Source organism: Lentzea sp. NPDC059081 (genome assembly GCF_042738015.1).
Classification (GTDB): Bacteria; Actinomycetota; Actinomycetes; order Mycobacteriales; family Pseudonocardiaceae; genus Lentzea.
Genome location: NZ_JBHYGW010000046.1, coordinates 1 through 21,412 on the forward strand (window position 1 = coordinate 1; position 21,412 = coordinate 21,412).

Annotated in this window: 23 protein-coding genes; 14 read left to right on the forward strand and 9 right to left on the reverse strand. The window is 69.6% G+C overall.

What is annotated here, in order from left to right:
- Positions 1 to 279 precede the first annotated feature (279 nt).
- The 3 genes from ACFWV3_RS43495 to ACFWV3_RS43505 are packed head-to-tail and all read left to right on the forward strand — an operon-like array spanning position 280 to position 3,717.
- Positions 280 to 1,911 (forward strand): circularly permuted type 2 ATP-grasp protein, encoded by a 1,632-nt coding sequence (locus tag ACFWV3_RS43495; RefSeq protein ID WP_382419840.1) that lies wholly within the window; start codon positions 280 to 282, stop codon positions 1,909 to 1,911.
- Between the two features lie 13 nt (positions 1,912 to 1,924).
- Positions 1,925 to 2,872 (forward strand): alpha-E domain-containing protein, encoded by a 948-nt coding sequence (locus ACFWV3_RS43500; RefSeq protein WP_382419841.1) that lies wholly within the window; start codon positions 1,925 to 1,927, stop codon positions 2,870 to 2,872.
- 2 nt (positions 2,873 to 2,874) lie between these two features.
- A complete protein-coding gene (locus tag ACFWV3_RS43505) occupies positions 2,875 to 3,717 on the forward strand; it encodes a transglutaminase domain-containing protein (protein ID WP_382419842.1) in 843 nt (280 codons plus the stop codon).
- Positions 3,718 to 3,734: 17 nt separating this feature from the next.
- Here ACFWV3_RS43505 and ACFWV3_RS43510 read toward each other — a convergent pair whose 3' ends face one another.
- The gene (locus ACFWV3_RS43510) at positions 3,735 to 4,442 is read right to left on the reverse strand and encodes an SDR family NAD(P)-dependent oxidoreductase (RefSeq protein ID WP_382419843.1); all 708 of its coding nucleotides are present in this window, start codon (positions 4,440 to 4,442) and stop codon (positions 3,735 to 3,737) included.
- A 71-nt stretch (positions 4,443 to 4,513) separates the two neighbouring features.
- The gene (locus tag ACFWV3_RS43515; protein WP_382419900.1) at positions 4,514 to 4,936 is read right to left on the reverse strand and encodes a type II toxin-antitoxin system PemK/MazF family toxin; all 423 of its coding nucleotides are present in this window, start codon (positions 4,934 to 4,936) and stop codon (positions 4,514 to 4,516) included.
- A gap of 89 nt (positions 4,937 to 5,025) precedes the next feature.
- Between ACFWV3_RS43515 and lepA the strand changes: the two genes are divergently transcribed.
- The 3 genes from lepA (at position 5,026) to ACFWV3_RS43530 (ending at position 8,324) form a co-directional block, all read left to right on the forward strand.
- Positions 5,026 to 6,861 (forward strand): translation elongation factor 4, encoded by a 1,836-nt coding sequence (gene lepA / locus ACFWV3_RS43520; RefSeq protein ID WP_382419902.1) that lies wholly within the window; start codon positions 5,026 to 5,028, stop codon positions 6,859 to 6,861.
- Between the two features lie 32 nt (positions 6,862 to 6,893).
- Complete coding sequence (locus ACFWV3_RS43525) at positions 6,894 to 7,718, forward strand: DUF72 domain-containing protein (RefSeq protein WP_382419904.1); 825 nt, start codon at positions 6,894 to 6,896, stop codon at positions 7,716 to 7,718.
- A gap of 69 nt (positions 7,719 to 7,787) precedes the next feature.
- Entirely contained in the window at positions 7,788 to 8,324 is a 537-nt protein-coding gene (locus ACFWV3_RS43530) for an EF-hand domain-containing protein (RefSeq protein WP_382419844.1), read from the forward strand.
- A 1-nt stretch (position 8,325) separates the two neighbouring features.
- Here the strand turns inward: ACFWV3_RS43530 and ACFWV3_RS43535 are convergent, their stop codons facing one another.
- Positions 8,326 to 8,688: a PPOX class F420-dependent oxidoreductase gene (locus tag ACFWV3_RS43535; protein WP_382419845.1), complete on the reverse strand. Its 363-nt coding sequence runs from the start codon at positions 8,686 to 8,688 to the stop codon at positions 8,326 to 8,328.
- Positions 8,685 to 9,272 carry a dihydrofolate reductase family protein gene (locus ACFWV3_RS43540; protein WP_382419846.1) on the reverse strand — a complete coding sequence of 196 codons (588 nt, stop codon included), beginning with the start codon at positions 9,270 to 9,272 and terminating at the stop codon, positions 8,685 to 8,687. The genes ACFWV3_RS43535 and ACFWV3_RS43540 overlap by 4 nt, the downstream gene beginning before the upstream one ends.
- Positions 9,273 to 9,362: 90 nt before the next feature.
- Between ACFWV3_RS43540 and ACFWV3_RS43545 the strand changes: the two genes are divergently transcribed.
- Together ACFWV3_RS43545 and ACFWV3_RS43550 are read left to right on the forward strand one after the other, a co-directional pair.
- A complete protein-coding gene (locus ACFWV3_RS43545; protein WP_382419847.1) occupies positions 9,363 to 9,824 on the forward strand; it encodes a winged helix-turn-helix transcriptional regulator in 462 nt (153 codons plus the stop codon).
- Positions 9,825 to 9,861: 37 nt separating this feature from the next.
- Positions 9,862 to 10,473, forward strand: coding sequence for a class I SAM-dependent methyltransferase (locus ACFWV3_RS43550; protein WP_382419848.1), 612 nt, complete (start codon positions 9,862 to 9,864; stop codon positions 10,471 to 10,473).
- Here the strand turns inward: ACFWV3_RS43550 and ACFWV3_RS43555 are convergent.
- On the reverse strand, positions 10,470 to 11,066 hold the full coding sequence (locus tag ACFWV3_RS43555; protein WP_382419849.1) for a TetR/AcrR family transcriptional regulator: 597 nt from the start codon (positions 11,064 to 11,066) through the stop codon (positions 10,470 to 10,472). The genes ACFWV3_RS43550 and ACFWV3_RS43555 overlap by 4 nt on opposite strands.
- Before the next feature lie 120 nt (positions 11,067 to 11,186).
- Between ACFWV3_RS43555 and ACFWV3_RS43560 the strand changes: the two genes are divergently transcribed.
- Together ACFWV3_RS43560 and ACFWV3_RS43565 are read left to right on the forward strand one after the other, a co-directional pair.
- A complete protein-coding gene (locus tag ACFWV3_RS43560) occupies positions 11,187 to 11,903 on the forward strand; it encodes an SDR family oxidoreductase (RefSeq protein ID WP_382419850.1) in 717 nt (238 codons plus the stop codon).
- 31 nt (positions 11,904 to 11,934) lie between these two features.
- On the forward strand, positions 11,935 to 12,378 hold the full coding sequence (locus ACFWV3_RS43565) for an ester cyclase (RefSeq protein WP_382419851.1): 444 nt from the start codon (positions 11,935 to 11,937) through the stop codon (positions 12,376 to 12,378).
- A 52-nt stretch (positions 12,379 to 12,430) separates the two neighbouring features.
- Here the strand turns inward: ACFWV3_RS43565 and ACFWV3_RS43570 are convergent, their stop codons facing one another.
- Positions 12,431 to 12,658, reverse strand: a complete 228-nt coding sequence (locus tag ACFWV3_RS43570) for a hypothetical protein (protein WP_382419852.1) — start codon at positions 12,656 to 12,658, stop codon at positions 12,431 to 12,433.
- Between the two features lie 74 nt (positions 12,659 to 12,732).
- Positions 12,733 to 13,164, reverse strand: coding sequence for a phosphohydrolase (locus ACFWV3_RS43575; RefSeq protein ID WP_382419853.1), 432 nt, complete (start codon positions 13,162 to 13,164; stop codon positions 12,733 to 12,735).
- A gap of 99 nt (positions 13,165 to 13,263) precedes the next feature.
- Between ACFWV3_RS43575 and ACFWV3_RS43580 the strand changes: the two genes are divergently transcribed.
- The 4 genes from ACFWV3_RS43580 to ACFWV3_RS43595 all read left to right on the forward strand — a co-directional run bounded on the left by ACFWV3_RS43580 (position 13,264) and on the right by ACFWV3_RS43595 (position 18,975).
- Entirely contained in the window at positions 13,264 to 14,733 is a 1,470-nt protein-coding gene (locus ACFWV3_RS43580; protein ID WP_382419854.1) for a chitinase, read from the forward strand.
- A 131-nt stretch (positions 14,734 to 14,864) separates the two neighbouring features.
- Positions 14,865 to 15,911 carry an NAD(P)H-dependent flavin oxidoreductase gene (locus ACFWV3_RS43585; RefSeq protein WP_382419855.1) on the forward strand — a complete coding sequence of 349 codons (1,047 nt, stop codon included), beginning with the start codon at positions 14,865 to 14,867 and terminating at the stop codon, positions 15,909 to 15,911.
- A 10-nt stretch (positions 15,912 to 15,921) separates the two neighbouring features.
- Positions 15,922 to 17,445, forward strand: coding sequence for a DUF885 domain-containing protein (locus ACFWV3_RS43590; RefSeq protein WP_382419856.1), 1,524 nt, complete (start codon positions 15,922 to 15,924; stop codon positions 17,443 to 17,445).
- The gene (locus ACFWV3_RS43595) at positions 17,446 to 18,975 is read left to right on the forward strand and encodes a DUF885 domain-containing protein (protein ID WP_382419857.1); all 1,530 of its coding nucleotides are present in this window, start codon (positions 17,446 to 17,448) and stop codon (positions 18,973 to 18,975) included.
- On the opposite strand, the gene ACFWV3_RS43600 is transcribed toward ACFWV3_RS43595, so the two are convergent.
- A complete protein-coding gene (locus tag ACFWV3_RS43600) occupies positions 18,950 to 20,368 on the reverse strand; it encodes an amino acid permease (RefSeq protein ID WP_382419858.1) in 1,419 nt (472 codons plus the stop codon). The genes ACFWV3_RS43595 and ACFWV3_RS43600 overlap by 26 nt on opposite strands.
- Before the next feature lie 58 nt (positions 20,369 to 20,426).
- Positions 20,427 to 21,395 carry a zinc-binding dehydrogenase gene (locus ACFWV3_RS43605; protein WP_382419859.1) on the reverse strand — a complete coding sequence of 323 codons (969 nt, stop codon included), beginning with the start codon at positions 21,393 to 21,395 and terminating at the stop codon, positions 20,427 to 20,429.
- Positions 21,396 to 21,412: the final 17 nt, after the last annotated feature.

Below are 21,412 nucleotides of genomic sequence, written 5' to 3' on the forward strand. Positions count from 1 at the left end.
CCGATGGTACTGCACTGGTTACGGTGTGGGAGAGTAGGTCGCCGCCGAACTTAATTTGCCCTGCGGGTTGAGCGCCACAAGCGCTCCCCGCAGGGCTTTTTTCGTGTTCGGACCCGTCTGGAGGTCGGCCCGACACCACGCGCGACGCGCGGGACGTGAGGTTTGGGGGCCAACGGTCCACCGAGCTCGCGGAGGGCGGGCGCACCGTTCGTTTCCAGGAAGTTTCTTGTCCGGTCGGACTAGTGCGCGATCGGCGTAACAAGGGTGAAGATGTGGACCATGGACCACCGAGCCCGCACCTCAGGACTGCGCCGCAGCCGCACGGTCACCGCGCCGAGGCTCGGTGAGCTGTTCAACGGCTATCTCAACCCCGCACGGCCGCACGCCGACGCCTACGACGAGATGTTCTCCACCGACGACGGGGTGCGCAGCGCGTACCGCGCGTTGTACGAGTCGGTGGCTCCGTCGCAGGTCAACGACCTGAACGCACGTAGCGAGGCACTGGGCAGGGCGTTCGTCGACCAGGGCATCACCTTCTCGCTGAGCGGCCAGGAGCGGCCGTTCCCGCTCGACCTCATCCCGCGGATCATCACCGCGAGCGAGTGGTCGAAGCTCGAGAAGGGCATCGTGCAGCGCGTGCGGGCGTTGGAGCTGTTCCTCGCGGACATCTACGGCGACGCGCAGATCGTGCGGGACGGGGTGCTGCCGCGGCGGCTCATCACGAGCTGCGAGCACTTCCACCGGGAGGCGGCCGGCATCAGCCCGCCCAACGGGGTGCGTCTCCACGTTTCCGGCGTCGACCTCGTGCGCGACGAGCAGGGGACGTTCCGGGTGCTCGAGGACAATCTGCGGTGCCCGTCCGGCGTGTCCTACGTCATGGAGAACCGCCGGACGATGGCGCGGGTGTTCCCCGACTTGTTCGCACGGCATCGCGTGCGCGCAGTGGGCGACTACGCGGTCCACCTGCTCAGGGCTCTGCGGAACGCGGCGGCGCCCAACGCGGCGGATCCGAACGTGGTGGTGCTCACCCCCGGGCTCGCGAACTCCGCCTACTTCGAGCACTCCCTGCTGGCGAGGCAGATGGGCGTGGAGCTGGTCGAGGGACGTGACCTGTTCTGCCGTGACAACTTCGTGTACCTCCGCACGACTGAGGGGGAGCGTCAGGTCGACGTCATCTATCGGCGCATCGACGACGACTTCCTGGATCCTGTGCACTTCCGGCCGGACTCGGTGCTCGGTATCGCGGGCCTGCTGAACGCCGCACGGGCCGGCAACGTCGTCGTCGCCAACGCGGTCGGCAACGGCGTGGCGGACGACAAGCTTGTCTACACCTACCTGCCGGAGATCGTGCAGTACTACCTCGGCGAGAAGATGTTGCTGCCCAACGTCGACACGTTCCGGTGCTGGCTGGACGACGAGCGCGCGCACGTGCTCGACCGGCTCGACGAGCTCGTGGTCAAGCCCGTCGAGGGGTCCGGCGGCTACGGCATCGTGTTCGGGCCCGACGCCACGGTCAAGCAGCTCAACTCGCTGCGGAAGCGGATCAGGAGCAACCCGCGCGGGTGGATCGCCCAGCCCGTGGTGCAGCTGAGCACGGTGCCGACCAAGGTGGGTGACAAGCTCGCGCCCCGGCACGTCGACCTGCGGCCGTTCGCGGTCAACGACGGCAACTTCATCTTCGTGCTGCCGGGCGGGCTCACCCGCGTCGCGCTGCCGGAGGGCAGCCTGGTGGTCAACTCGTCGCAGGGCGGCGGGTCGAAGGACACGTGGGTGCTCGCGGCCAAGTCGTCGACCCAGGAGCGGGAGCTCGCCGAGCCGGGGCTCGCCGGGCCGTCCGACATGGAGGCCGCGGCCGCCGAGCAGGGGCCGGAGCTGACGACTTCCCAGCAACAGCAACAACAGCAGCAGTAGGGAGGCGCGCGTAATGCTGGCACGCAACGCGGAGTCGCTGTACTGGATCGGCCGGTACGTCGAACGGGCGGACGACACGGCGCGCATCCTCGACGTCTCGGTCCACCAGCTGCTGGAGGACGCGACCGTCGACCCGGACGCCACGTCACGGCAGCTGCTCACCGTCCTGGGCATCAAACCGCCGGCGGGCGCGGACCAGTTCGACGTGTGGTCGCTGACGGAACTGGTGGCGTACAACAAGGACAACCCCAGCTCGATCGTCTCGTCGGTCAACAGCGCGCGAGAGAACACCCGTGGTGCGCGTGAGGTCGTGTCGACCGAGATGTGGGAGTGCCTCAACGCGATGTGGAATGCCGTTGCGGAACGGCAGACCTACGCGCGCACGATGGGACCGCACGCGTTCTTCAGCTTCGTCGAGGAACGTGCGGCGATGTTCGCGGGTCTGGCCGACTCCACCATGTCGCGCGACGACGGCTGGCGCTACCTCGTGCTGGGTCGGTCGGTCGAGCGCGTCGACATGATCGTGCGGCTGCTGCTCGCACGGGTGGGCGACAAGGCGTCTTCTCCTGGCTGGGTCACGGTTCTGCGGTCGGCCGGCGCGCACGACACGTACCTGCGGACCTATCGCGGGGCGCTGGACGCGTCGCGGGTGGTGCAGTTCCTGTTGCTGGACAGGCTGTTCCCGCGGTCGGTGTTCCACGCGCTGCGCCAGGCCGAGTCGTGCCTGGAACAGCTGGAGAACCAGCCGACGGTCCGGGTGGGGGCGCGGGCCGAGGCGTTGCGGCTGCTCGGCAAGGCGCGCAGCGAGCTCGAGTTCCTGCGGCCGCACGACCTGATCGACGACCTGCCGAAACGGCTCGCCGCACTGCAGAAGACGGTGCGGGACGTCGGCGAAGCCGTGTCGTTGCAGTACTTCCACGTGGCGCCGTGGGTCGCCTGGACGAACACCGAGGTGGGCTGACCATGAGCTGGCGTGTCCGTGTGGTGCACACGACCGGTTACGCGTACGAGGCGCCGGTCGTGCAGTCGTACAACGAAGCGCGGCTCACTCCGCGTGGTGACCGCCGTCAGAACGTGGTGGTCTCACGCGTCGAGACGAGCCCTGCGACTCGTGCGTTCCGCTACACCGATTACTGGGGCACCGAGGTCACGTCGTTCGATCTCCACGCGCCTCACACGGAACTGAAGGTCGTCGCGTCGTCCGTGGTGGAGACGAGCGCGGAGATCGAACCGGTCACCACGGGCACGTGGCAGGACATGCGCGAGGACAACCTCGTCGACCGCTACACGGAGTTCCTCGAACCGACCCGCTACACGACCGGCAACCGCGAGCTGTTGACGAAGGCCCGTGAGCTGAAGAAGGGCAAGTCGCCGTCGGACGCCGTGCTCGCCGCCTCGCACTGGGTGTACGAGCAGCTGACGTACCAACCGGGGTCGACGGGCGTGCACACGTCGGCCGTCGACGCGTGGGAGGAACGCAAGGGCGTCTGCCAGGACTTCGCGCACCTCAGCCTCGTGCTCCTGCGCGGCATGGGGATTCCGGCGCGCTACGTCTCCGGCTACCTGCACACGAAGGAGGACGGCTCGCTGCGGGAGACCGTCCGCGGTGAGTCGCACGCCTGGATCGAGGCCTGGACCGGGGGCTGGTGGGGGTACGACCCCACCAACGCGATCCCGGTCGGCCCCCGGCACGTGTGGGTGGCGCTGGGCCGCGACTACGCGGACGTGGCTCCCCTGAAGGGCATCTACTCCGGCGGCGGTGCGACGGCGCTGGAGGTCACCGTCGACATCACGCGGCTCGCCTGAGCGTCACCACGGCAGTATCACCAAGGCAGGGTGCCGTGAGCGGAGACGAACCCGCCGGTCGGGCCGTCGGGACCGATCCGCGCCATGCGGACGATGATCTCGGCGCCTTCCTCGACGGTCTGGGTGCCGGTGTTCGCGTTCAGGTCCGTCTTCGTGTAGCCGGGTTCGACGGCGTTGATCCGGATGTCCGGGAACGCCTTGGCGTACTGGACGGTCACCATGTTCACCGCCGCCTTCGACGCCGGGTAGGCCACGCCGGGGTAGAAGTGGGTCGGCGAGCCCGGCGTGCTGGCGGAGGTGACCGAGGCCAGCCCGCTGCTGACGTTCACGATGACGGGCGCGGCGGAGCGGGCCAGCAGCGGCAGGAACGCGTGGGTCACGCGCACCAGGCCGACCACGTTCGTCTCGAACGTCGTGCGCATGTGGTCGCCGGTGGTGTCCGCGGCGGTGACGACGCGGCCGTCCTCCGTGCGGCCTTCGACGCCGGCGTTGTTGACGAGCACGTCGAGACCGCCGTCGGCCTCGATCGTCTTCGCCGCGGCGGCCACCGACCCGTCGTCGGTGACGTCGAGCACGACCAGGCGCGCGCCCAGCTCCTCCGCGGCCAGGCGGCCGCGGCCGGCGTCCCTGCTGCCCAGGTAGACGGTGTGGCCGGCGGCGATGAGACGGCGGGCGGTCTCGTACCCGAGGCCCTTGTTGGCCCCGGTGATCAGTGTCGTGGTCATGGGTCCCAGGGTCGTCGCGACCCCCGGGACCGACCAGTCGACTGCTTGTCCCAGGACTGCCGGGACCAGGCTCAGCGCCAGCCGTGGCGTTCGCGCAGGGCGTCCACGACCTCGCCGAACGCGCCGGGAGCCAGCACGGCGCCCTCGCGGCGGATGTCGTCGTCCGAGTCGAGCGCGAACACCCGGTCGAGCCGCAGGTAGGAGTCCCTGCCCTCGCGGTCCCAGGCACCGGAGCCCAGCTCGATGTAGTCGTCGCGCGGTTCCTTCGACGACAGCATCAACGCGATCAGGTCGCCGTTCGCGTGGCCCACGACCAGCAGCGGGCGGTCCTTGCCTCGGCTCGGGTCCTCCTCGAAGGGAACCCAGGCCCAGACGACCTCGCCGGGGTCGGCATCGCCGTCCGCCGAGGGCTCGTACGCGAGCTTCGCGGCACCGGCGGCGTCGTAGATCTCACGGACCGCGCCCTTCTCGGGACGGGGGTCCTCACCGTTCATCTGCACGAACGCACCCTAGTGGTGCAGAGCACCACAGCCACTATGGGACCATAAGGGGACACCCGTCCGATTTCCTGTTGAGGACTGCCTTGACCACGTTCGCCGACACGACCTTCACGCCTCCGGAGCTCATCCGGAACTTCTGCATCATCGCGCACATCGACCACGGCAAGTCGACGCTGGCCGACCGCATGCTGCAGCTCACCGGCGTGGTCGAAGCGCGGGCGATGCGCGCTCAGTACCTCGACCGCATGGACATCGAGCGCGAGCGCGGCATCACCATCAAGGCGCAGAACGTGCGCCTGCCGTGGCAGGTCAACGGCCAGGACCACGTCCTGCACATGATCGACACGCCGGGCCACGTCGACTTCACCTACGAGGTGTCCCGCGCGCTGGAGGCCTGCGAGGGCGCCGTGCTGCTGGTCGACGCCGCGCAGGGCATCGAGGCGCAGACGCTCGCGAACCTGTACCTGGCGATGGAGAACGACCTCACCATCATCCCGGTGCTGAACAAGATCGACCTGCCAGCCGCGGACCCCGACAAGTACGCGAAGGAGATCGCGCACATCGTCGGCTGCGAACCCGACGACGTGCTGCGGGTCTCCGCGAAGACCGGTCTCGGCGTCGAGGCGCTGCTCGACGAGGTCGTGAAGCAGGTCCCGGCCCCGGTCGGCGAGGCGGACGCCCCGGCCCGCGCGATGATCTTCGACTCGGTCTACGACACCTACCGCGGCGTCGTCACCTACATCCGCGTCGTCGACGGCAAGATCACGCCGCGCGAGCGCATCAAGATGATGTCGACGGGCGCCACCCACGAGATCCTCGAGGTCGGCATCGTCTCGCCGGAGCCCAAGCCGTCCCGCGGCCTCGGCGTCGGCGAGGTGGGCTACCTGATCACCGGTGTGAAGGACGTCCGCCAGTCCAAGGTCGGCGACACCGTCACGTCCGAGCGCAAGGGCGCCACCGAGCCGCTCGCCGGCTACCGCGAGCCGCGCCCGATGGTCTACTCGGGCCTGTACCCGGTCGACGGCTCCGACTACCCCGAGCTCCGCGAGGCGCTGGAGAAGCTGCAGCTCAACGACGCCGCGCTGACGTTCGAGCCGGAGACCTCCGCGGCGCTCGGCTTCGGCTTCCGCTGCGGCTTCCTCGGCCTGCTGCACCTCGAGATCACCCGCGACCGCCTGGAGCGCGAGTACGGCCTCGACCTGATCTCCACGGCCCCGAACGTCGTCTACCGCGTGATCATGGAGGACGGCGCCGAGCACGTCGTGACGAACCCGTCCGACTGGCCGGAGGGCAAGCGCGCCGAGGTGTACGAGCCCGTCACCAAGTGCACGATCATCGCGCCGTCCGACTACATCGGCGCGATCATGGAGCTCTGCCAGGCCAAGCGCGGCCAGCTCGGCGGCATGGACTACCTGTCCGAGGACCGCGTCGAGCTGCGCTACACGATGCCGCTCGGCGAGATCATCTTCGACTTCTTCGACTCGCTGAAGTCCCGCACGCGGGGCTACGCGTCGCTCGACTACGAAGAGGCCGGCGAGGCGGAGGCGGACCTCGTGAAGGTCGACATCCTGCTGCAGGGCGAGGCCGTGGACGCGTTCTCGGCGATCGTGCACAAGGACCACGCGTACGGCTACGGCACGCGCATGGCCACGAAGCTGCGCGAGCTGATCCCGCGGCAGCAGTTCGAGGTGCCGATCCAGGCCGCGATCGGGTCACGGGTCATCGCCCGCGAGACGATCCGCGCGATCCGCAAGGACGTGCTGGCGAAGTGCTACGGCGGTGACATCACCCGCAAGCGCAAGCTGCTCGAGAAGCAGAAGGAAGGCAAGAAGCGCATGAAGATGGTGGGGCGCGTGGAGGTGCCGCAGGAGGCCTTCGTCGCCGCACTGTCCACTGAGGAGCCGAAGGGCAAGAAGTAGGCGCCGTGGCACGTCTTCATGTCGGCTGCGCGATGTGGAACCACAAGGCGTGGCTGGGGCGGTACCTGCCGCAGTCGCTTCCCGCCGGGGAGCGGCTGCGTGCCTACGCGGGCTGGTGCAACGCCGTCGAGGGCAACACCACGTTCTACGCGACGCCCGCCCGCAAGACCGTCACGACCTGGGCGGCGCAGACCGATCCCGGCTTCCGGTTCGTGGTGAAGCTGCCCAAGACCGTCACGCACGAGCGGCGCCTGGCCGGTGTCGAGGTCGAGATGCGGGCGTTCCTGGACGCGGTCGAACCTCTCGGCGACCGCGCGGTCCTGTGGGCGCAGCTGCCCGGCTCGTTCGGTCCGGCGGAGGTCGACGCGCTGAGCCGCTTCCTGCGCAGGCTGCCCGCGGGCCTGCGGCGGGCCGTGGAGGTGCGGCACCCGCAGTTCTTCACCGACGGCAGGGCGACGTCGCTGCTGGAGGGGGCGCTCGCCGGCGTGGACGCCGAGTGGGTGCCGTTCGACACCGAGGTCCTGTTCCAGAGCCCGCCGACCAGTGAGGCCGAGCAGGAGGCCTGGGGCAGGAAACCCCGGCTGCCGCGGCGCACGCGGGCGCTCACCGACCAGCCGGTCGTCCGCTACCTGGGCAGGGACTCGGTCGAGGAGACGGTCGAGGGGTGGCGGCCGTGGACCGGAGTGGTCGCCGAGTGGCTGCGGGAGGGCAGGTCGCCGACGGTGTTCCTGCATACCCCGGACAACCACGACGCGCCGGCGCTCGCCCGCCGGTTCCACGACGAGGTGCGCGCGCTGGTGCCCGGCCTCGACGCACTGCCCGAGCCCGACCCGGTCGAGCCCGCGACCCTGTTCTGAGCGGACGTCGCAGGTTCATCAGTTCGTGCGACTGTCGGCTTCCGGGGACGTTGCCTAGCGTCGAGGTTCATGACTTCCGTTATGAGCCACGAGAACGACGTCCAACGCTTCCGGAAGTGGGACACCAACGGCGACGGGGTCATCGACCGCGGTGACTACGAGGCCGAGGCCCGCAGGATCGTCGCCGCGTTCGGTGAGACCTTGAACAGCGGCCGCGGCCGTGCCGTCATGGAAGCGCTGGTGGAGCTGCACCGGCGGCAGGCGGAGGCGGCGGGCGTGGGGCCCGCCGGTGCGATGAACGAGCACCAGTACCTCGCGGCGAACCAGGAGCTGATGTTCGGCCGTGGCGACCAGGGCTTCGACGAGCTGCTGCGGCCCGCCATCGCCGCGATCGCGGACCTGTGCGACACCGACCGCGACGGCCTGGTGAGCCGGGTGGAGCTGCGCCGGTGGCTCGGGTCGGCGGTGGGGCTGAGCGACGCCGACTCCGACGCCGCGTTCGACCGCATCGACCTCGACGGTGACGGCGCGCTCACGGTGGACGAGCTCGTCGTCGCGGTGCGCGAGTTCCACTACGGGCGGCTGGACATCCCGCTGCTGGGCTGAGTCAGGCGGCGGGCTCGACGAGCGCGACGACCCGGTCGTTCTCGCGCGAGTAGGGCCCGCCGATGTACTTCTCCGCGACCCGGTCGACGATCTCCCACGCCTCGTCGCCCTCCAGCCACTCGACCACGCGGCCGCGGAAGGTGACCGACTTGAACGGGTTGTCGGGGTGCGTCAGCGAGATCGCCACGCGCGGGTCGCGGCGCAGGTTGCGGGCCTTCTGCGACGTCGGGCCGGTGATGACGACGACGTGGTCGCCGTGCGTGCCGATCCACACCGGCACCGAGTGCGGTGCGCCGTCGGGCAGGACGGTGGCGAGGTGGGCGATCGAGTTCCCGTCGAGCACCGCGCGGAGTTCGGGGTTCATCGCTCGACACCGTAACGGAGGTGCGTCACGCCGGGAGCGGGAACGGCGTCGATCAGCGTCAGGGTGATGTGCTCCGGCAGTTCCTGGAAGAACGGGCGCCCGTGGCCCAGCAGCACCGGGACCTGGTGCAGCACCAGCTCGTCGACCAGACCTGCGCGCAGCGCCGCGTTCACGACGCCACCGCCCATCAGGCCCACGTCCTTGCCGTCGGCCAGCTCGCGCGCCTTCGCGATGGCGTCCTCGATCGTGCCGGCGAGCGTCTGGCGTTCGGAGACCTCGGCCGGACGGTGGGTGAGCAGGACCAGCTTCGCGTTCGGGTGCGGGCTGCCGCCGCCGAAGCGTTCGGAGTCCTCGTAGGTGGTGCGGCCCGCGACGACGGCACCGACGCGTCCGGCGTGGAAGTCGAACACCTCCGCGCTGGCCTCGCTCAGCTTGAAGCCGTCGAACTGGCTGCTGGGCACGGTGCCGGTGAAGTACCAGTCGAACAGGACGCCGCCGTCACCGAGGCCGTGGCCGGGACGGGGGTCGCGGCCGGTGATGTAGCCGTCCACCGAGACCGAGAGAGCGCTGATGACCTTGCTCATGCCGTTCCTCCTGAGTTCCCTGAAGAGACGCTGGGAACCGTAGCAGGTTAGAGTTCCTTCAGGGAACCCCGAGTTGCTAGGATGGGGGGCATGCAGCGGACCAGCTTCAGCGGGATGGCGTGTTCGATCGCCCGCACGCTCGACGTGATCGGTGAGCCGTGGTCGCCGTTGGTCCTGCGGGACGTGTGGGCCGGGTTGAACCGGTTCGAGCAGCTGCAGGCCGACCTCGGGATCTCGCGCAAGGTGCTGACGGAGCGGCTCCACCACCTTGTGGCACAAGGGGTTCTGGAACGGCGGCCGTACGACCAGCGACCGCGCTACGAGTACGTGCTCACGCAGAAGGGCGCGGAGCTGGTCGACCTGCTCATGGTCATGAAGGGCTGGGGCGACCGGTGGCTCGCCGGGGAGGCGGGGCCGCCGGTGCTCTACCGGCACCACGCGTGCGGGGAGATCGCCGACGTCGACCTGCGGTGCGACCGGTGCGGCGAGCCGATGCACGCCGGGGACGTCGACCTGCTGCCCGGCCCTGGCGTTGCCAGTTCGGCAACGTAGTTTGCCGATCCGGCACGGCCGGGCGCATCTTGGGACCATGACGACCGCACAGGAGTTCTGGGAGACCTTCTACTCGGAGCGGGACCAGGTCTGGTCCGGCAAGCCGAACCCGTTGCTGGTGCGCGAGGCCGAACGGCTCACGCCCGGCAGCGCGCTCGACGTCGGGTGCGCCGAGGGCGGTGACGCCGTGTGGCTCGCGAAGCGGGGCTGGCGCGTGCTCGGCGTGGACGTGTCGCAGGTGGCGCTCGACCGGGCGCTCAAGCACGCCTACGACGCCGGCGTGGAGATCTCGGTGGAGCAGCACGACCTCAAGGCCACGTTCCCCGAGGGGTTGTACGACCTCGTCAGCGCGCAGTTCCTGCACTCGCCGGTCGAGGAGGACGGGGAGCGCAACAGCATCCTCAAGCGCGCGGCGGACGCGGTGGCGCCGGGCGGGTACCTGGTCATCGGTGGCCACGCCGGGGCGCCGTCGTGGTCGGAGCACCGGGACTACTACTTCCCGACGACCAAGGACGTCCTCGACCACCTGAAGCTCGCGGACAACTGGATCATCATCACGGACGAGGTGGTGGAACGGCCGCTCGTGGGGCCGGACGGGCAGGAAGAGGCGCGCAAGGACAACGTGCTGACGCTCAAGCGGTTGTTCTAGCCGGCGGCGTCCGCCGTCAGGAGGGTCACGAGCTGGGCGGCGAGGGCGTCGTCGAAGGGACCGGGGACCGCGAGGAGGCGATACCAGAGGACGCCGAAGACGACGTCGGCCGCGAGTTCTTCCGTGACGTGGGCCGGCAGGTCGCCGCGCAGGCCCGCCCGCTGGACCAGGGTGCCGAGCGCGGCGCGCCGTCGTTCGAGGAAGTCCGAGCGGAACCGCTCCCGGAAGGCCGGGTCGATCTGCGCCTCGATCATCAGCGCGCGGGTGAGCTCGGCGATCTGCGGGACCCTGGCCAGTGCGAAGCTGTCGTCGAGCATCCTGCGCAGATCCGCGGCCCAGCTCCCCTCGTCCGGCACCGGGATGTACAGGTCCGCCTTGCGCGCCAAGGCATCCATGAGCACGTCGCCCTTCGAGGGCCACCAGCGGTAGATCGTCCTCTTGCCCGCGTGCGCGCGTTGCGCGATCTTCTCGATCGAGACCGCCGCGTACCCCTCTTCGACGGCGAGCTCGGTCGCGGCCTGGAGGATGGCGTCTCGGCTCTCCTGGCTGCGTTGCCGGCCGGGCCGACGGGGTTCCGCGGGTGTCGGGTGCACCTCCCCATCGTAGGGACGGCACGCCGAGTTGTGAAACGGACCGTATCGATTTGCGTTCACGACCGCCGCGGTCGTAGCCTAAATCGAACCGAACCGGTTCGTTTCGATTGGAGACTCGTCATGGCTTCTCGCACCACGCTCGTTTTCGGGGGCACCTCGGGAATCGGTCTCGCGACCGCGCGTCAGCTCGCCGCCCGTGGGGAGACCGTGCACGTCGCCGGCCGCAGCGCCGAGAGGGTCGCCTCGGTTCGTGTCGAGGCGCCCGAGCTCTCCGCGCACGTCGCGGACGGCACCGACCACGCGGCCGTCGCCGCGCTGGCGGAGGGGGTCGCGCCCATCGACGCGCTCGTCATCACGATCTCCAGCTCGGCCGGCAACGGTCCGCTGGCCGAGCTCGACCTGGCCGAGCTCCGGAAGGGGTTCGACGAGAAGGTCCTCGGGATGCTGACCGTCATGCAGGCGGCGCTGCCGCACCTCTCCCCGGACGCCTCGATCACCCTGGTCGGTGCGATCAGCGCGCACACCGCGATGCCGGGCACGGCGGGCATCGGGGCGATCAACGCCGCCGTCGAGGCACTCGTGCGCCCGCTGTCGATCGAGCTGGCCCCGCGCCGGGTCAACGCCGTCTCGCCGGGTCTCGTCGACACCCCCTGGTGGAACGCGCTGCCCGCCGAGACCCGGGACGCCTACTTCTCCGCCGCGGAGGCGGCGCTGCCGGTGGGCCACGTCTCGACCGCGGACGAGGTCGGCGAGGCGGTCGTCCTGCTGGCGACCAACAGCTCGATGACCGGCACCGTCGTCCCGGTCGACGGCGGCGTCCGCTTCGTGCAGCTCTGACGGCCGCCTGCATCCGGGTGAGGACCAGAAGATGAGCACTCAGGAGAACATCGACGTCGTCCGCGGCTACATCGACGTCGTCTTCAACGGCGGTGACCTCGGCGCGATCGACCGGTACTGGGCCGAGGACATGATCTGGCGTGGCGGCACCCTCGGTGAGTACCAGGGGATCGACGCCTACCGCGCCTACCTGGAGGCCACCGCGGCCGCGGGCGCCTTCGCCGGGATGCGCCTGGACGTCCGGCAGGTCGTCGCCGTGGACGACGACGTCGTCATCAGCTTCACGTTGAACGCCACGCACACGGGGCCGTTCCTGGGCGCGCCCGCCACGGGCCGGCAGATCAGCGGCGTGCCGGGGATCGCGATCTTCCGGGTGGCGGACGGCAGGATCGCCGAGGCGACCTTCGTGGAGGACCTCCTCGGGCTCGCGTTCCAGCTCGGCGTCACCCGGCTGCCGTCACCACCTCGGGGCTGAAACGCGAAGGCCACCCTCGGCGGCGTTGCCGGGGTGGCCTGGATGGTGTTCGTCAGGCGGAACGCAGGAGGCGGTCCATCGCCTGGCGGTTGATGATCGAACGGAGCTCGCCGGTCTCCTCCGCCGAGTGGCGGGAGAGGATGGCGTCCAGCTCCAGACGGTCACTCTCGGTGGTGTAGCTGGCCAACTGCCGTTCCAGGCTCTGACGCTTGACGCGAGCCGCGCGGCGGGAGGCCAGGCTCGAGCGCAGGGACTTCACGGACAGGTCGTGGCGGGTCATCGTGTCCTTCCAATCTCGGTTACGTTTCGATAATACACCCTGCTCACGAAGTCTGTACCGATGAAGAAGGCGAGTTAGCTCACGTACTCGTCGAGCAACCTCAGGGCTCGCGCGTACTTGGCCTTGAGCCGCTCCTGCGTCGCCTCGTCGAGACGGGCGATGCGCGTGGGGGAGAGGTTGTCGGCGATGTCCGCGTGTTTCACGCTGAGTGCCAACGGGTTCGCCGCCACGCGACGCAGGTAGTCCTCCTGCGGCTCGCCCGGGAGGTGTGAGAGGGCTACGACCGCGTCCACCACGACGGCGGGGCAGCCGCGGGCCAGGAGGTCGTCGGCGGTCACCGGGGTGTCCTCGACGACGTCGTGCAGCACGGCGGCCATCTGTTCGTGCTCTCCGGAGACGGAGGCCATGACCCGCAACGGATGGCCGATGTAGGGCCGGCCGGACTTGTCCAGCTGGCCGTCGTGGGCGGCGGTGGCGATCGCGATGGCGTCTTCGAGGGTGAACACGGACATCAAGCTAATCCAGGACTTGACCCGGCGTAGTGGTCTAGTCCATTTTTAGTCCACTCACAACATGGTCGCCGCATGAGTGTGTGGAGGTGGACCATGTCCAAAACCAGACGTGCAGCGATAGCGCTGCTGTCCGCGCTGGTCGCCTGTGCCGGTCTGGTGCTGGTGATCAACGGCAGTGCCGCCGCCGCCAACCTCGCGGCCAACAGCGGCTTCGAGGCCGGCAACCTCAGCGGGTGGACCTGCACCGAGGGCACGAGCGTCACCAACGCCACCAAGCGCACCGGCTCGTACGCGTTGCAGGGTGCGCCGGTCGGGCAGAGCAACGCGCGCTGTCAGCAGACCGTGAGCGTGCAGCCGAACACCGCCTACAAGCTCAGCGCGTACGTGCAGGGCAGCTACGTCTACCTCGGCGTCACCGGCGGCGTGGAGAAGAACACCTGGACGCCCGGCACGAGCGGCTTCAGCCAGCTCGCCGTCGACTTCAACTCCGGCAGCGCCACCAGCGTCACGATCTACGTGCACGGCTGGTACGGCCAGCCCACCTACTTCGCCGACGACTTCAGCCTCGACGGCCCCGGCACCCCGCCGACCAGCACGACCACGACGACGTCGACCACCACCACTACTACGACCACGACGACCACCACCACGACCAGCAACCCGCCGAACACCGGTCTGCCCAAGCACGTTCTGACGGGCTACTGGCAGAACTTCTACAACGGTGCGCGCGCTCTGCGCCTGTCGGACGTCCCCACCACCTACGACATCATCGCGGTCTCGTTCGCCGACGCGACGGCCACGCAGGGTCAGGTGGCGTTCAACCTCGACCCCGGCCTGAGCAGCCAGCTCGGCGGCTACACCGACGCGCAGTTCCGGGCGGACGTCAAGACCGTGCAGAACCGCGGCCAGAAGGTGATCATCTCCGTCGGCGGTGAGAAGGGCACGATCAGCGTCTCCAACTCCACGGCGGCGACGAACTTCGCCAACAGCGTGAAGTCGCTGATCTCCACCTACGGCTTCAACGGCGTCGACATCGACCTGGAGAACGGCGTCAACGCCCAGTACATGGGTCAGGCCCTGCGCGACATCTACAACGGCGGCGGCAAGGTCATCACCATGGCGCCGCAGACGATCGACATGCAGAACGTCAACGCCGAGTACTTCAAGCTCGCGCTGGCCACCAAGGACATCCTGACGATCGTCAACATGCAGTACTACAACTCCGGTTCGATGCTCGGCTGCGACCAGCAGGTCTACAGCCAGGGCACGGTCAACTTCCTGACCGCGCTCGCGTGCATCCAGCTGCAGAGCGGCCTGCGCGCCGACCAGGTGGGGCTCGGCCTGCCCGCGTCGCCGTCCGGTGCCGGTGGCGGGTACCAGTCGCCGTCCAACGTCAACAACGCGCTCAGCTGTCTCGCCCGCGGCACCAACTGCGGGACGTTCAAGCCGAGCACGACCTGGCCGTCCATCCGCGGCGCCATGACGTGGTCGATCAACTGGGACGCCTCGAACAACTGGCAGTTCGCGAACACCGTTGCCCCTCATCTGGACTCCCTGCCCTAGATGATGGAAACCCGTCGGTGTCACGTCCACAATGGACGTGACACCGACGTCCGTTCGGAGTAGCCGTTGCGTCGTCAACGACACAACGGCTTCGCCGGGCATCCCTTGCCCTGTCCAACTAGGTTGTGCACATGTTCCCCACGCTGGCCGTGCCCGTGATCGCCGCGCCCATGGCAGGTGGCGCCTCCACCCCCGAGCTGGTCGCCGCGGTGAGCGAAGCCGGTGGGTTCGGGTTCCTCGCGGCCGGTTACCTCACCGTCGAGCAGCTCGCGGAGAAGATCACCCGCACCACCGAGCTCACGGACGCACCGTTCGGGGTCAACCTGTTCGTCCCCGGCACGCGGTCCACGGCGGACATCTCGTCCTACGTCCAGCGGGTCACGGCGTACGCGGACAAGGTCGGCGCCGTGCCGGGTGAGCCGCGCTGGGACGACGACAACTACGCCGCCAAGCTCGAACTGGTGCTGGCGCTGCGGGTCCCGGTGGTGTCGTTCACCTTCGGCCTGCCCGACCACGACGACGTGCGGCGGCTGCGCGCGGCGGGCTCCACGATCGTCGTGACGGTCACCACGCCGAGCGAGGCGCGGCAGGCCCAGCAGATCGGCGCGGACGTCCTGTGCGTGCAGGGCGCGGACGCCGGTGGCCACCGCGGCACGTTCACCGACGACGGCATCTCGCCCGGCGGTGGTGAGCTGTACGGGACCCTCGCGGCCATCCGGCTCGTGCAGGCCACCGTCGGCCTGCCGGTGATCGCGACCGGCGGTCTCGTCACCGGTGCCGACGTCGCCGCCGTCCTGGCCGCGGGTGCGAGCGCGGCGCAGCTCGGCACCGCATTCCTGAGCTGTCCGGAGGCCGGAACCGCTGCGGCGCAACGGGAGGCGCTCGCCGACGGTGGCCGGCGCACGGCCCTCACGCGGGCGTTCAGCGGCAGACCCGCCCGCGGGCTGGTGAACCGGTTCCTGATCGAGAACAGCGCGCACGCCCCCGCCGCGTACCCGAACGTGCACCACCTGACGCGGCCGGTGCGCGCGACCGGTGAGCTCGAGGTCATGTCGTTGTGGGCGGGCACCACGTACGCGCTCGCGACCGCCGAACCGGCGGGCGAGGTCGTGCGGCGGATCGGCGCTGAGCTCGGCGAGGTGGTCGAATCCCTGGCCGAGCGCTTCGGGCGCCGCTAAGAAGGAGAGCGTGACCTCGCTCTCGGATGAGATGTTCCAGGCGATGATGGACTGGAACCCGATGTTCGCCACGCTCGTCGGTGTTCCCGGCTGGGACGACCGGCTGCCCGACCTCAGCGCCGACGGCCGGCAGGAGATGCGGGCCAGACTCACCGGCATCCTCGACCGGGTCGGGGAGAGCGACGAGGACCAGGTCGCGCGGGACGTGATCCGGCACCAGGCCACCTCGATCATCACGGAGATCGACGCCAGGCTCGTCGAGCACACCGTCGCCACGGCGATGCGGGCGCCGGTCGCGAACCTGCTCTCGATGACCTCGCAGATCGACTTCTCGCAGCGGCGGCACCTGGTGCCGAGGCTGGTCAGGCAGGCGGGCAAGCGGTTGCGCGACACCGACCGCAGGCCGTTGCGCCGGCACGCGGAGAACGGCGCGGCGCACATCGCGCGGTTCCTCGACTCCCCGCGGCAGGAGTGGGAGGGAGAGCTCGACGTGCGCGGCGAGTTCGCCGAGTTCCGCGCTCTCCTGCTGTCGCTCGACGGGCGTGACGACGAGCACGCCGGGCTGTGCTGGCTGCCGGAGGGGGAGCGGAACTACGCGAACCTGGTCCGCGACTACACCACCACCTCCTACACCCCGGCCGAGCTGCACCAGCTGGGACTCGACCTGATCGCGTCGTTGCGCGAGGAGTACGCGGAGATCGGCTCGCGCGTCTGGGGCACCTCCGACGTCGCCGAGATCTTCCGGCGGCTGCGCACGGATCTGTTGTGGGCCACCGAGAACGACATGCTCACCAGCGCGGTCGAGGCGATGGCGCGGGCCGACGCGCAGGCGCCGAAGTGGTTCGGACGGCTGCCGCAGGCGCTGTGCGAGGTGCGGCTGGTGCCCGAGATCGACCGCGAGACCGCGCCGCTCGCCTACTACACCGACGCGGCGATGGACGGGTCGCGTCCCGGCATCTACTGGCTGAACCCGTTGGGCGCCACCGAACGCAGCCGCACGCTGTCCGAGGTGGTGGCGTTCCACGAGGCCGTGCCCGGCCACCACTTCCAGCTGTCGATCGCCGCCGAGACCGAGCTGTCGAACGTGCGGAAGTTCGCGTTCATCGACGCCTACCTCGAGGGCTGGGGCCTCTACACCGAACGCCTGGCCGACGAGATGGGCCTGTACTCCTCCGACGAGGCGCGGCTCGGCATGCTGGGCCTCGACGCGATGCGCGCGGGACGGCTCGTCGTCGACACCGGCCTGCACGCGTTCGGCTGGTCGCGCCGGCAGGCGGTCGACTACCTGCGCGAGAACACCGTCATGCCCGGTTCGGAGATCCACTCCGAGGTCGACCGGTACGTCGAGGCGCCGGGTCAGGCGCTCGCGTACATGGTGGGGCGCCTGGAGATCCTGCGGCTGCGCGCCGAGGCCAGGTCGGCGCTGGGCGAGCGGTTCGACATCAGGGAGTTCCACGACCTGGTGCTGGAGAACGGTGCCGTGCCGTTGTCCACGCTCGGGAATCTGGTCACGGCTTGGTCGGGAAGGATCTGAATGTCACTCGCTGACGACATGTTCCAGGCGCTGATGGACTCGTCGCCGCTGAACGCCGCGATGCTGGGCATCCCCGGCTGGGAGAACGAGCTCGGGGACCTCACCGTCGAGGGCCAGCGGACGGCCAGGGACCGCATCGCCGGCCTCCTGGACCGGGCGGAGACGGACGACTCCGAGGACCCGGTGACGCTCGCGGTGATCCGCCAGCAGGGCAGGGCGGTCGTCGACCGGATCGACGCGAAGCTGGTCGAGCACACCGTCGCGACCATGAGCGCGCCGGTGAACAGCCTGCTCCTGCTGTCGTCGAAGGTGGACGTGTCGCAGCGACTCGGCCAGTTCCCGCGCTACATCGCGCAGGCGGGCGAGCGGGTCCGCCAGTCCGACCGCAGGCCGCTGAGCCGCCACCTCGCGACCGGTGTGCAGCGCATGGACGGCTTCCTGGCCCAGCCGGAGCAGGAGTGGGAGGGCGGGCACTCGGCCGAGATCCGGGCCGCCGTCGCCGGGTTCCGCGACGTGCTGGCGTCGGTCGAGGACGGCCGCGGCGACGACCAGGCCGGTCTGTGCTGGCTGCCGGACGGGGAGCGGAACTACGCGAACCTGGTCCGCAACTACACCACGACCTCCCGCACGCCCGACGAGCTGCACCGCCTCGGGCTCGACATCATCGCGTCGCTGCGCGAGGAGTACGCCGGGATCGGCTCGCGGTTGTGGGGCACCTCCGACGTCGCGGAGATCTTCCACCGGCTGCGCACGGACCTGTTGTGGGACGACGAGGAGCAGATGATCGCCAGCGCCGTCGACGCGATCGCGCGGGCGGAGGCCGAGGCGCCGAAGTGGTTCGGGCGCATGCCGTCCGTCGCCTGCCAGGTGCTCGCCGTGCCGGAGGAGGAGCGGTCGACGTCGGCCATCGCGTTCTACCAGCCCGCGCCCGCCGACCGCAGCAGGCCGGGCACGTACTGGCTGAACCCGTTGGGCGCCACCGAACGCAGCCGCACGCTGTCCGAGGTGACGGCGTTCCACGAGGCGGTTCCCGGCCACCACTACCAGTTCTCGATCGCCGGCGAGACCGAGCTGCCCACCCTGCGCAAGTACGCGTTCATCGAGGCGTACCTGGAGGGCTGGGGCCTCTACACCGAGCGCCTCGCGGACGAGATGGGCCTGTACTCGTCGGACGAGCAACGCCTCGGCATGCTCGGTCTCGACGCGATGCGCGCCAGCAGGCTCGTCGTCGACACCGGCCTGCACGCGTTCGGCTGGTCGCGCCAGCAGGCCGTCGACTACCTGCGCGACAACACCGTCATGACCGAGCCCGAGATCCACTCCGAGATCGACCGGTACATCGAGACGCCGGGTCAGGCGCTCGCGTACATGGTGGGGCGCCTGGAGATCCAGCGCGTGCGGGCGGAGGCGCAGGAGCGGATGGGCGAGAGGTTCGACGTCCGCGCGTTCCACGACCTGGTGGTGGGGAGCGGCGCGGTGCCGCTCTCCACCCTCGACCAGATCGTCACGGCCTGGTCTGTCGCGCCATGACGGAGTGCTTGCGCGAGTAGGTGAAGTAGATGACGAGGCCGATCACGAACCAGACCGCGAACCGCAGCCAGGTCTCCGGGGTCAGGAACGTGATCAGCCAGACCGAGAAGATCACACCGAGCACCGGCACGACGGGCATGCCGGGCGTCCTGAACGTGCGCGGCAGGTCGGGCTGCTTGTAGCGCAACACGATCACGGCGACGCAGACGACGACGAACGCGAGCAGGATGCCGATGTTCGTCAGCTCGGCGGCCTCGGCGATCGGCAGGAACCCGGCGATGGCGGCGGAGGCGATGCCCAGCACCCAGGTGATGCGCGACGGGACGTGCTTCACCGGGTGCGTCTTCGCGAACCACGGCGGCAGCAGCCCGTCGCGGCTCATCGAGTAGCCGACGCGGGCCGCGCCCAGCAGGAACGTGAAGAGCACCGTCGTGATGCCGAGGATGGCGCCGACGCTGATGACGATGCCGAGCGCGGGCAGGCCGATGTCGGCGAACGCCGTGGCGAAGGCGGACTCCGCGTCGACGTCGGAGTAGTTCACCATTCCGGTGAGCACGAGACAGGCCAGCACGTACAGGACCATCGACACGGCGAGCGAGTAGATGATGGCCTTCGGCATGTGCTTCTGGGAGTCCTTCGACTCCTCGGCCGCCGTCGACATGGCGTCGTAGCCGAACACCGCGAAGAACACCGTCGCCGCACCCGTGAGGGCACCCGAGATGCCGAACGGGAAGAACGGGTTGTAGTTGTCGGTGTCGATGTGGAACGCGCCGACGATGATGACCAGCGCGACGACCGCGATCTTCAGGTACACCAGCGTGGTCTCGAACCGGGCCGCGTTCTTCATGCCCGTGTTCAGCACGTACGCGATCAGCAGGCACAGCAGCACGGCGAACAGGTTCACCTTGTACGAGCCCGCGGCGACGTCACCGGTTTCCGTGCCCGGTGCGCCCAGCATCCACTGCGGCAGATGGATGTCGAGCAGCGACAGGAGTTCCGTGAAGTAGCCGGAGATGCCGATCGCCACCACCGCCACGATCGCGGTGTACTCGAGCAGCAGGTCCCAGCCGATGAACCAGCCGACGATCTCGCCCAGCACCGCGTAGCCGTAGGTGTAGGCGCTGCCCGCCTTGGGGATCAGGCCCGCGAACTCGGCGTACGAGAACGCCGCCGCCGCGCTCGCGATGCCGGCCACCAGGAACGAGATGAGCACGGCCGGGCCCGCCGTCTTGTTCGCGACGGCGCCGGCGAGCGAGAAGATGCCGGCGCCGATGATGCCGCCGATGCCGATCGCGGTGAGCTGCCAGAGGCCCAGCGTTCTGGTGAGCCCGTCGCCGGTGTCCTCGGCGATCTGGTCGATGGGCTTGCGCCGGAAAACGCCCTGCGTAGTCATGGGATCACTGTCACGCGGTTCGACCGCGCCCGCTGACCGGCAGGGCGTTTCGTCCCGTTCAGGAGCGCGTGAAGACGATCTTGCCGGCGGTCTCGCCGTCGAGCATGGACTTCAGCCCCTGCTCGGCGTCCTCGAACTTCAGCTCCGCGCCGATCTGCGGCTTGAGCTCGTTGAGAGCGCAGAACCGCAGCAGGTCGCCCAGCTCCTCGCGCGTGCCCATGGTCGAGCCGACGACCCGCAGCTGCAGGAAGAAGAGCCGCTGCAGCTCGGCCGCGGACGCGTCACCGGACGTCGCGCCGGAGATCACGACGATGCCGCCCGGCTTCAGCGCCTTCATCGAGTGCGACCAGGTGGCCTTGCCGACGGTCTCGAACACCGCGTCGACCCGTTCCGGCAGCCGCGCGCCCGACTCGAAGGTCGCGTGCGCGCCCAGCGACTCGGCCAGCGCGCGCTTCTCCTCGCTGCGGCCCGTGACCCAGACGCGGAACCCGGCGGCGCGGCCCAGCTGTATCAACGCGGTCGACACACCGCCCGACGCGCCCTGCACGAGCATCGTCTGGCCGGGGCGCAGGCCCGACTTCACGAACAGCATCCGGTAGGCCGTCAGCCACGCCGTGCCCATGCACGCGGCCTCCGCGAACGACAGACCCTCCGGCTTCGGCAGCGCGTTGCGGGCGGGGACGACCACGTGGTCGGCGAACGTGCCCTGGTGCTTCTCGGTGAGCAGCGTGCGTTTGGGGTCGAGCGTCTCGTCGCCGTCCCAGCCGGGGTCGCCGATGACGGAGTGCAGCACCACCTCGGTGCCGTCGTCGAGGACACCCGCGCCGTCGCAGCCCAGGATCATCGGGAACTGCTCGGGCTTGATGCCGACGCCGCGCAACGTCCACAGGTCGTGCATGTTGAGGCTGGCCGCCCGCACCCCGACGCGCACCCACCCTGCGGGCACCTCTGGCTCGGGGCGCTCGCCGACGCGGAGCGAGGCCAGCGGGTTCTCGGGACTGGGTTCTGCTGCGTAAACGGCGAACATGCTGGGCAACATACCCA

Coding starts and splice junctions, on each gene's coding strand:
- ACFWV3_RS43595 (WP_382419857.1), top strand. CDS start 17,446: ATGTCACTCGCTGACGACATGTTCCAGGCGCTGATGGACTCGTCGCCG.
- ACFWV3_RS43525 (WP_382419904.1), top strand. CDS start 6,894: ATGTGGAACCACAAGGCGTGGCTGGGGCGGTACCTGCCGCAGTCGCTT.
- ACFWV3_RS43530 (WP_382419844.1), top strand. CDS start 7,788: ATGACTTCCGTTATGAGCCACGAGAACGACGTCCAACGCTTCCGGAAG.
- ACFWV3_RS43605 (WP_382419859.1), bottom strand. CDS start 21,395: ATGTTCGCCGTTTACGCAGCAGAACCCAGTCCCGAGAACCCGCTGGCC.
- ACFWV3_RS43580 (WP_382419854.1), top strand. CDS start 13,264: ATGTCCAAAACCAGACGTGCAGCGATAGCGCTGCTGTCCGCGCTGGTC.
- ACFWV3_RS43540 (WP_382419846.1), bottom strand. CDS start 9,272: ATGAGCAAGGTCATCAGCGCTCTCTCGGTCTCGGTGGACGGCTACATC.
- ACFWV3_RS43565 (WP_382419851.1), top strand. CDS start 11,935: ATGAGCACTCAGGAGAACATCGACGTCGTCCGCGGCTACATCGACGTC.
- ACFWV3_RS43515 (WP_382419900.1), bottom strand. CDS start 4,936: ATGAACGGTGAGGACCCCCGTCCCGAGAAGGGCGCGGTCCGTGAGATC.
- ACFWV3_RS43500 (WP_382419841.1), top strand. CDS start 1,925: ATGCTGGCACGCAACGCGGAGTCGCTGTACTGGATCGGCCGGTACGTC.
- ACFWV3_RS43535 (WP_382419845.1), bottom strand. CDS start 8,688: ATGAACCCCGAACTCCGCGCGGTGCTCGACGGGAACTCGATCGCCCAC.
- ACFWV3_RS43585 (WP_382419855.1), top strand. CDS start 14,865: ATGTTCCCCACGCTGGCCGTGCCCGTGATCGCCGCGCCCATGGCAGGT.
- ACFWV3_RS43560 (WP_382419850.1), top strand. CDS start 11,187: ATGGCTTCTCGCACCACGCTCGTTTTCGGGGGCACCTCGGGAATCGGT.
- ACFWV3_RS43545 (WP_382419847.1), top strand. CDS start 9,363: ATGCAGCGGACCAGCTTCAGCGGGATGGCGTGTTCGATCGCCCGCACG.
- ACFWV3_RS43505 (WP_382419842.1), top strand. CDS start 2,875: ATGAGCTGGCGTGTCCGTGTGGTGCACACGACCGGTTACGCGTACGAG.
- ACFWV3_RS43570 (WP_382419852.1), bottom strand. CDS start 12,658: ATGACCCGCCACGACCTGTCCGTGAAGTCCCTGCGCTCGAGCCTGGCC.
- ACFWV3_RS43510 (WP_382419843.1), bottom strand. CDS start 4,442: ATGACCACGACACTGATCACCGGGGCCAACAAGGGCCTCGGGTACGAG.
- ACFWV3_RS43550 (WP_382419848.1), top strand. CDS start 9,862: ATGACGACCGCACAGGAGTTCTGGGAGACCTTCTACTCGGAGCGGGAC.
- ACFWV3_RS43495 (WP_382419840.1), top strand. CDS start 280: ATGGACCACCGAGCCCGCACCTCAGGACTGCGCCGCAGCCGCACGGTC.
- ACFWV3_RS43600 (WP_382419858.1), bottom strand. CDS start 20,368: ATGACTACGCAGGGCGTTTTCCGGCGCAAGCCCATCGACCAGATCGCC.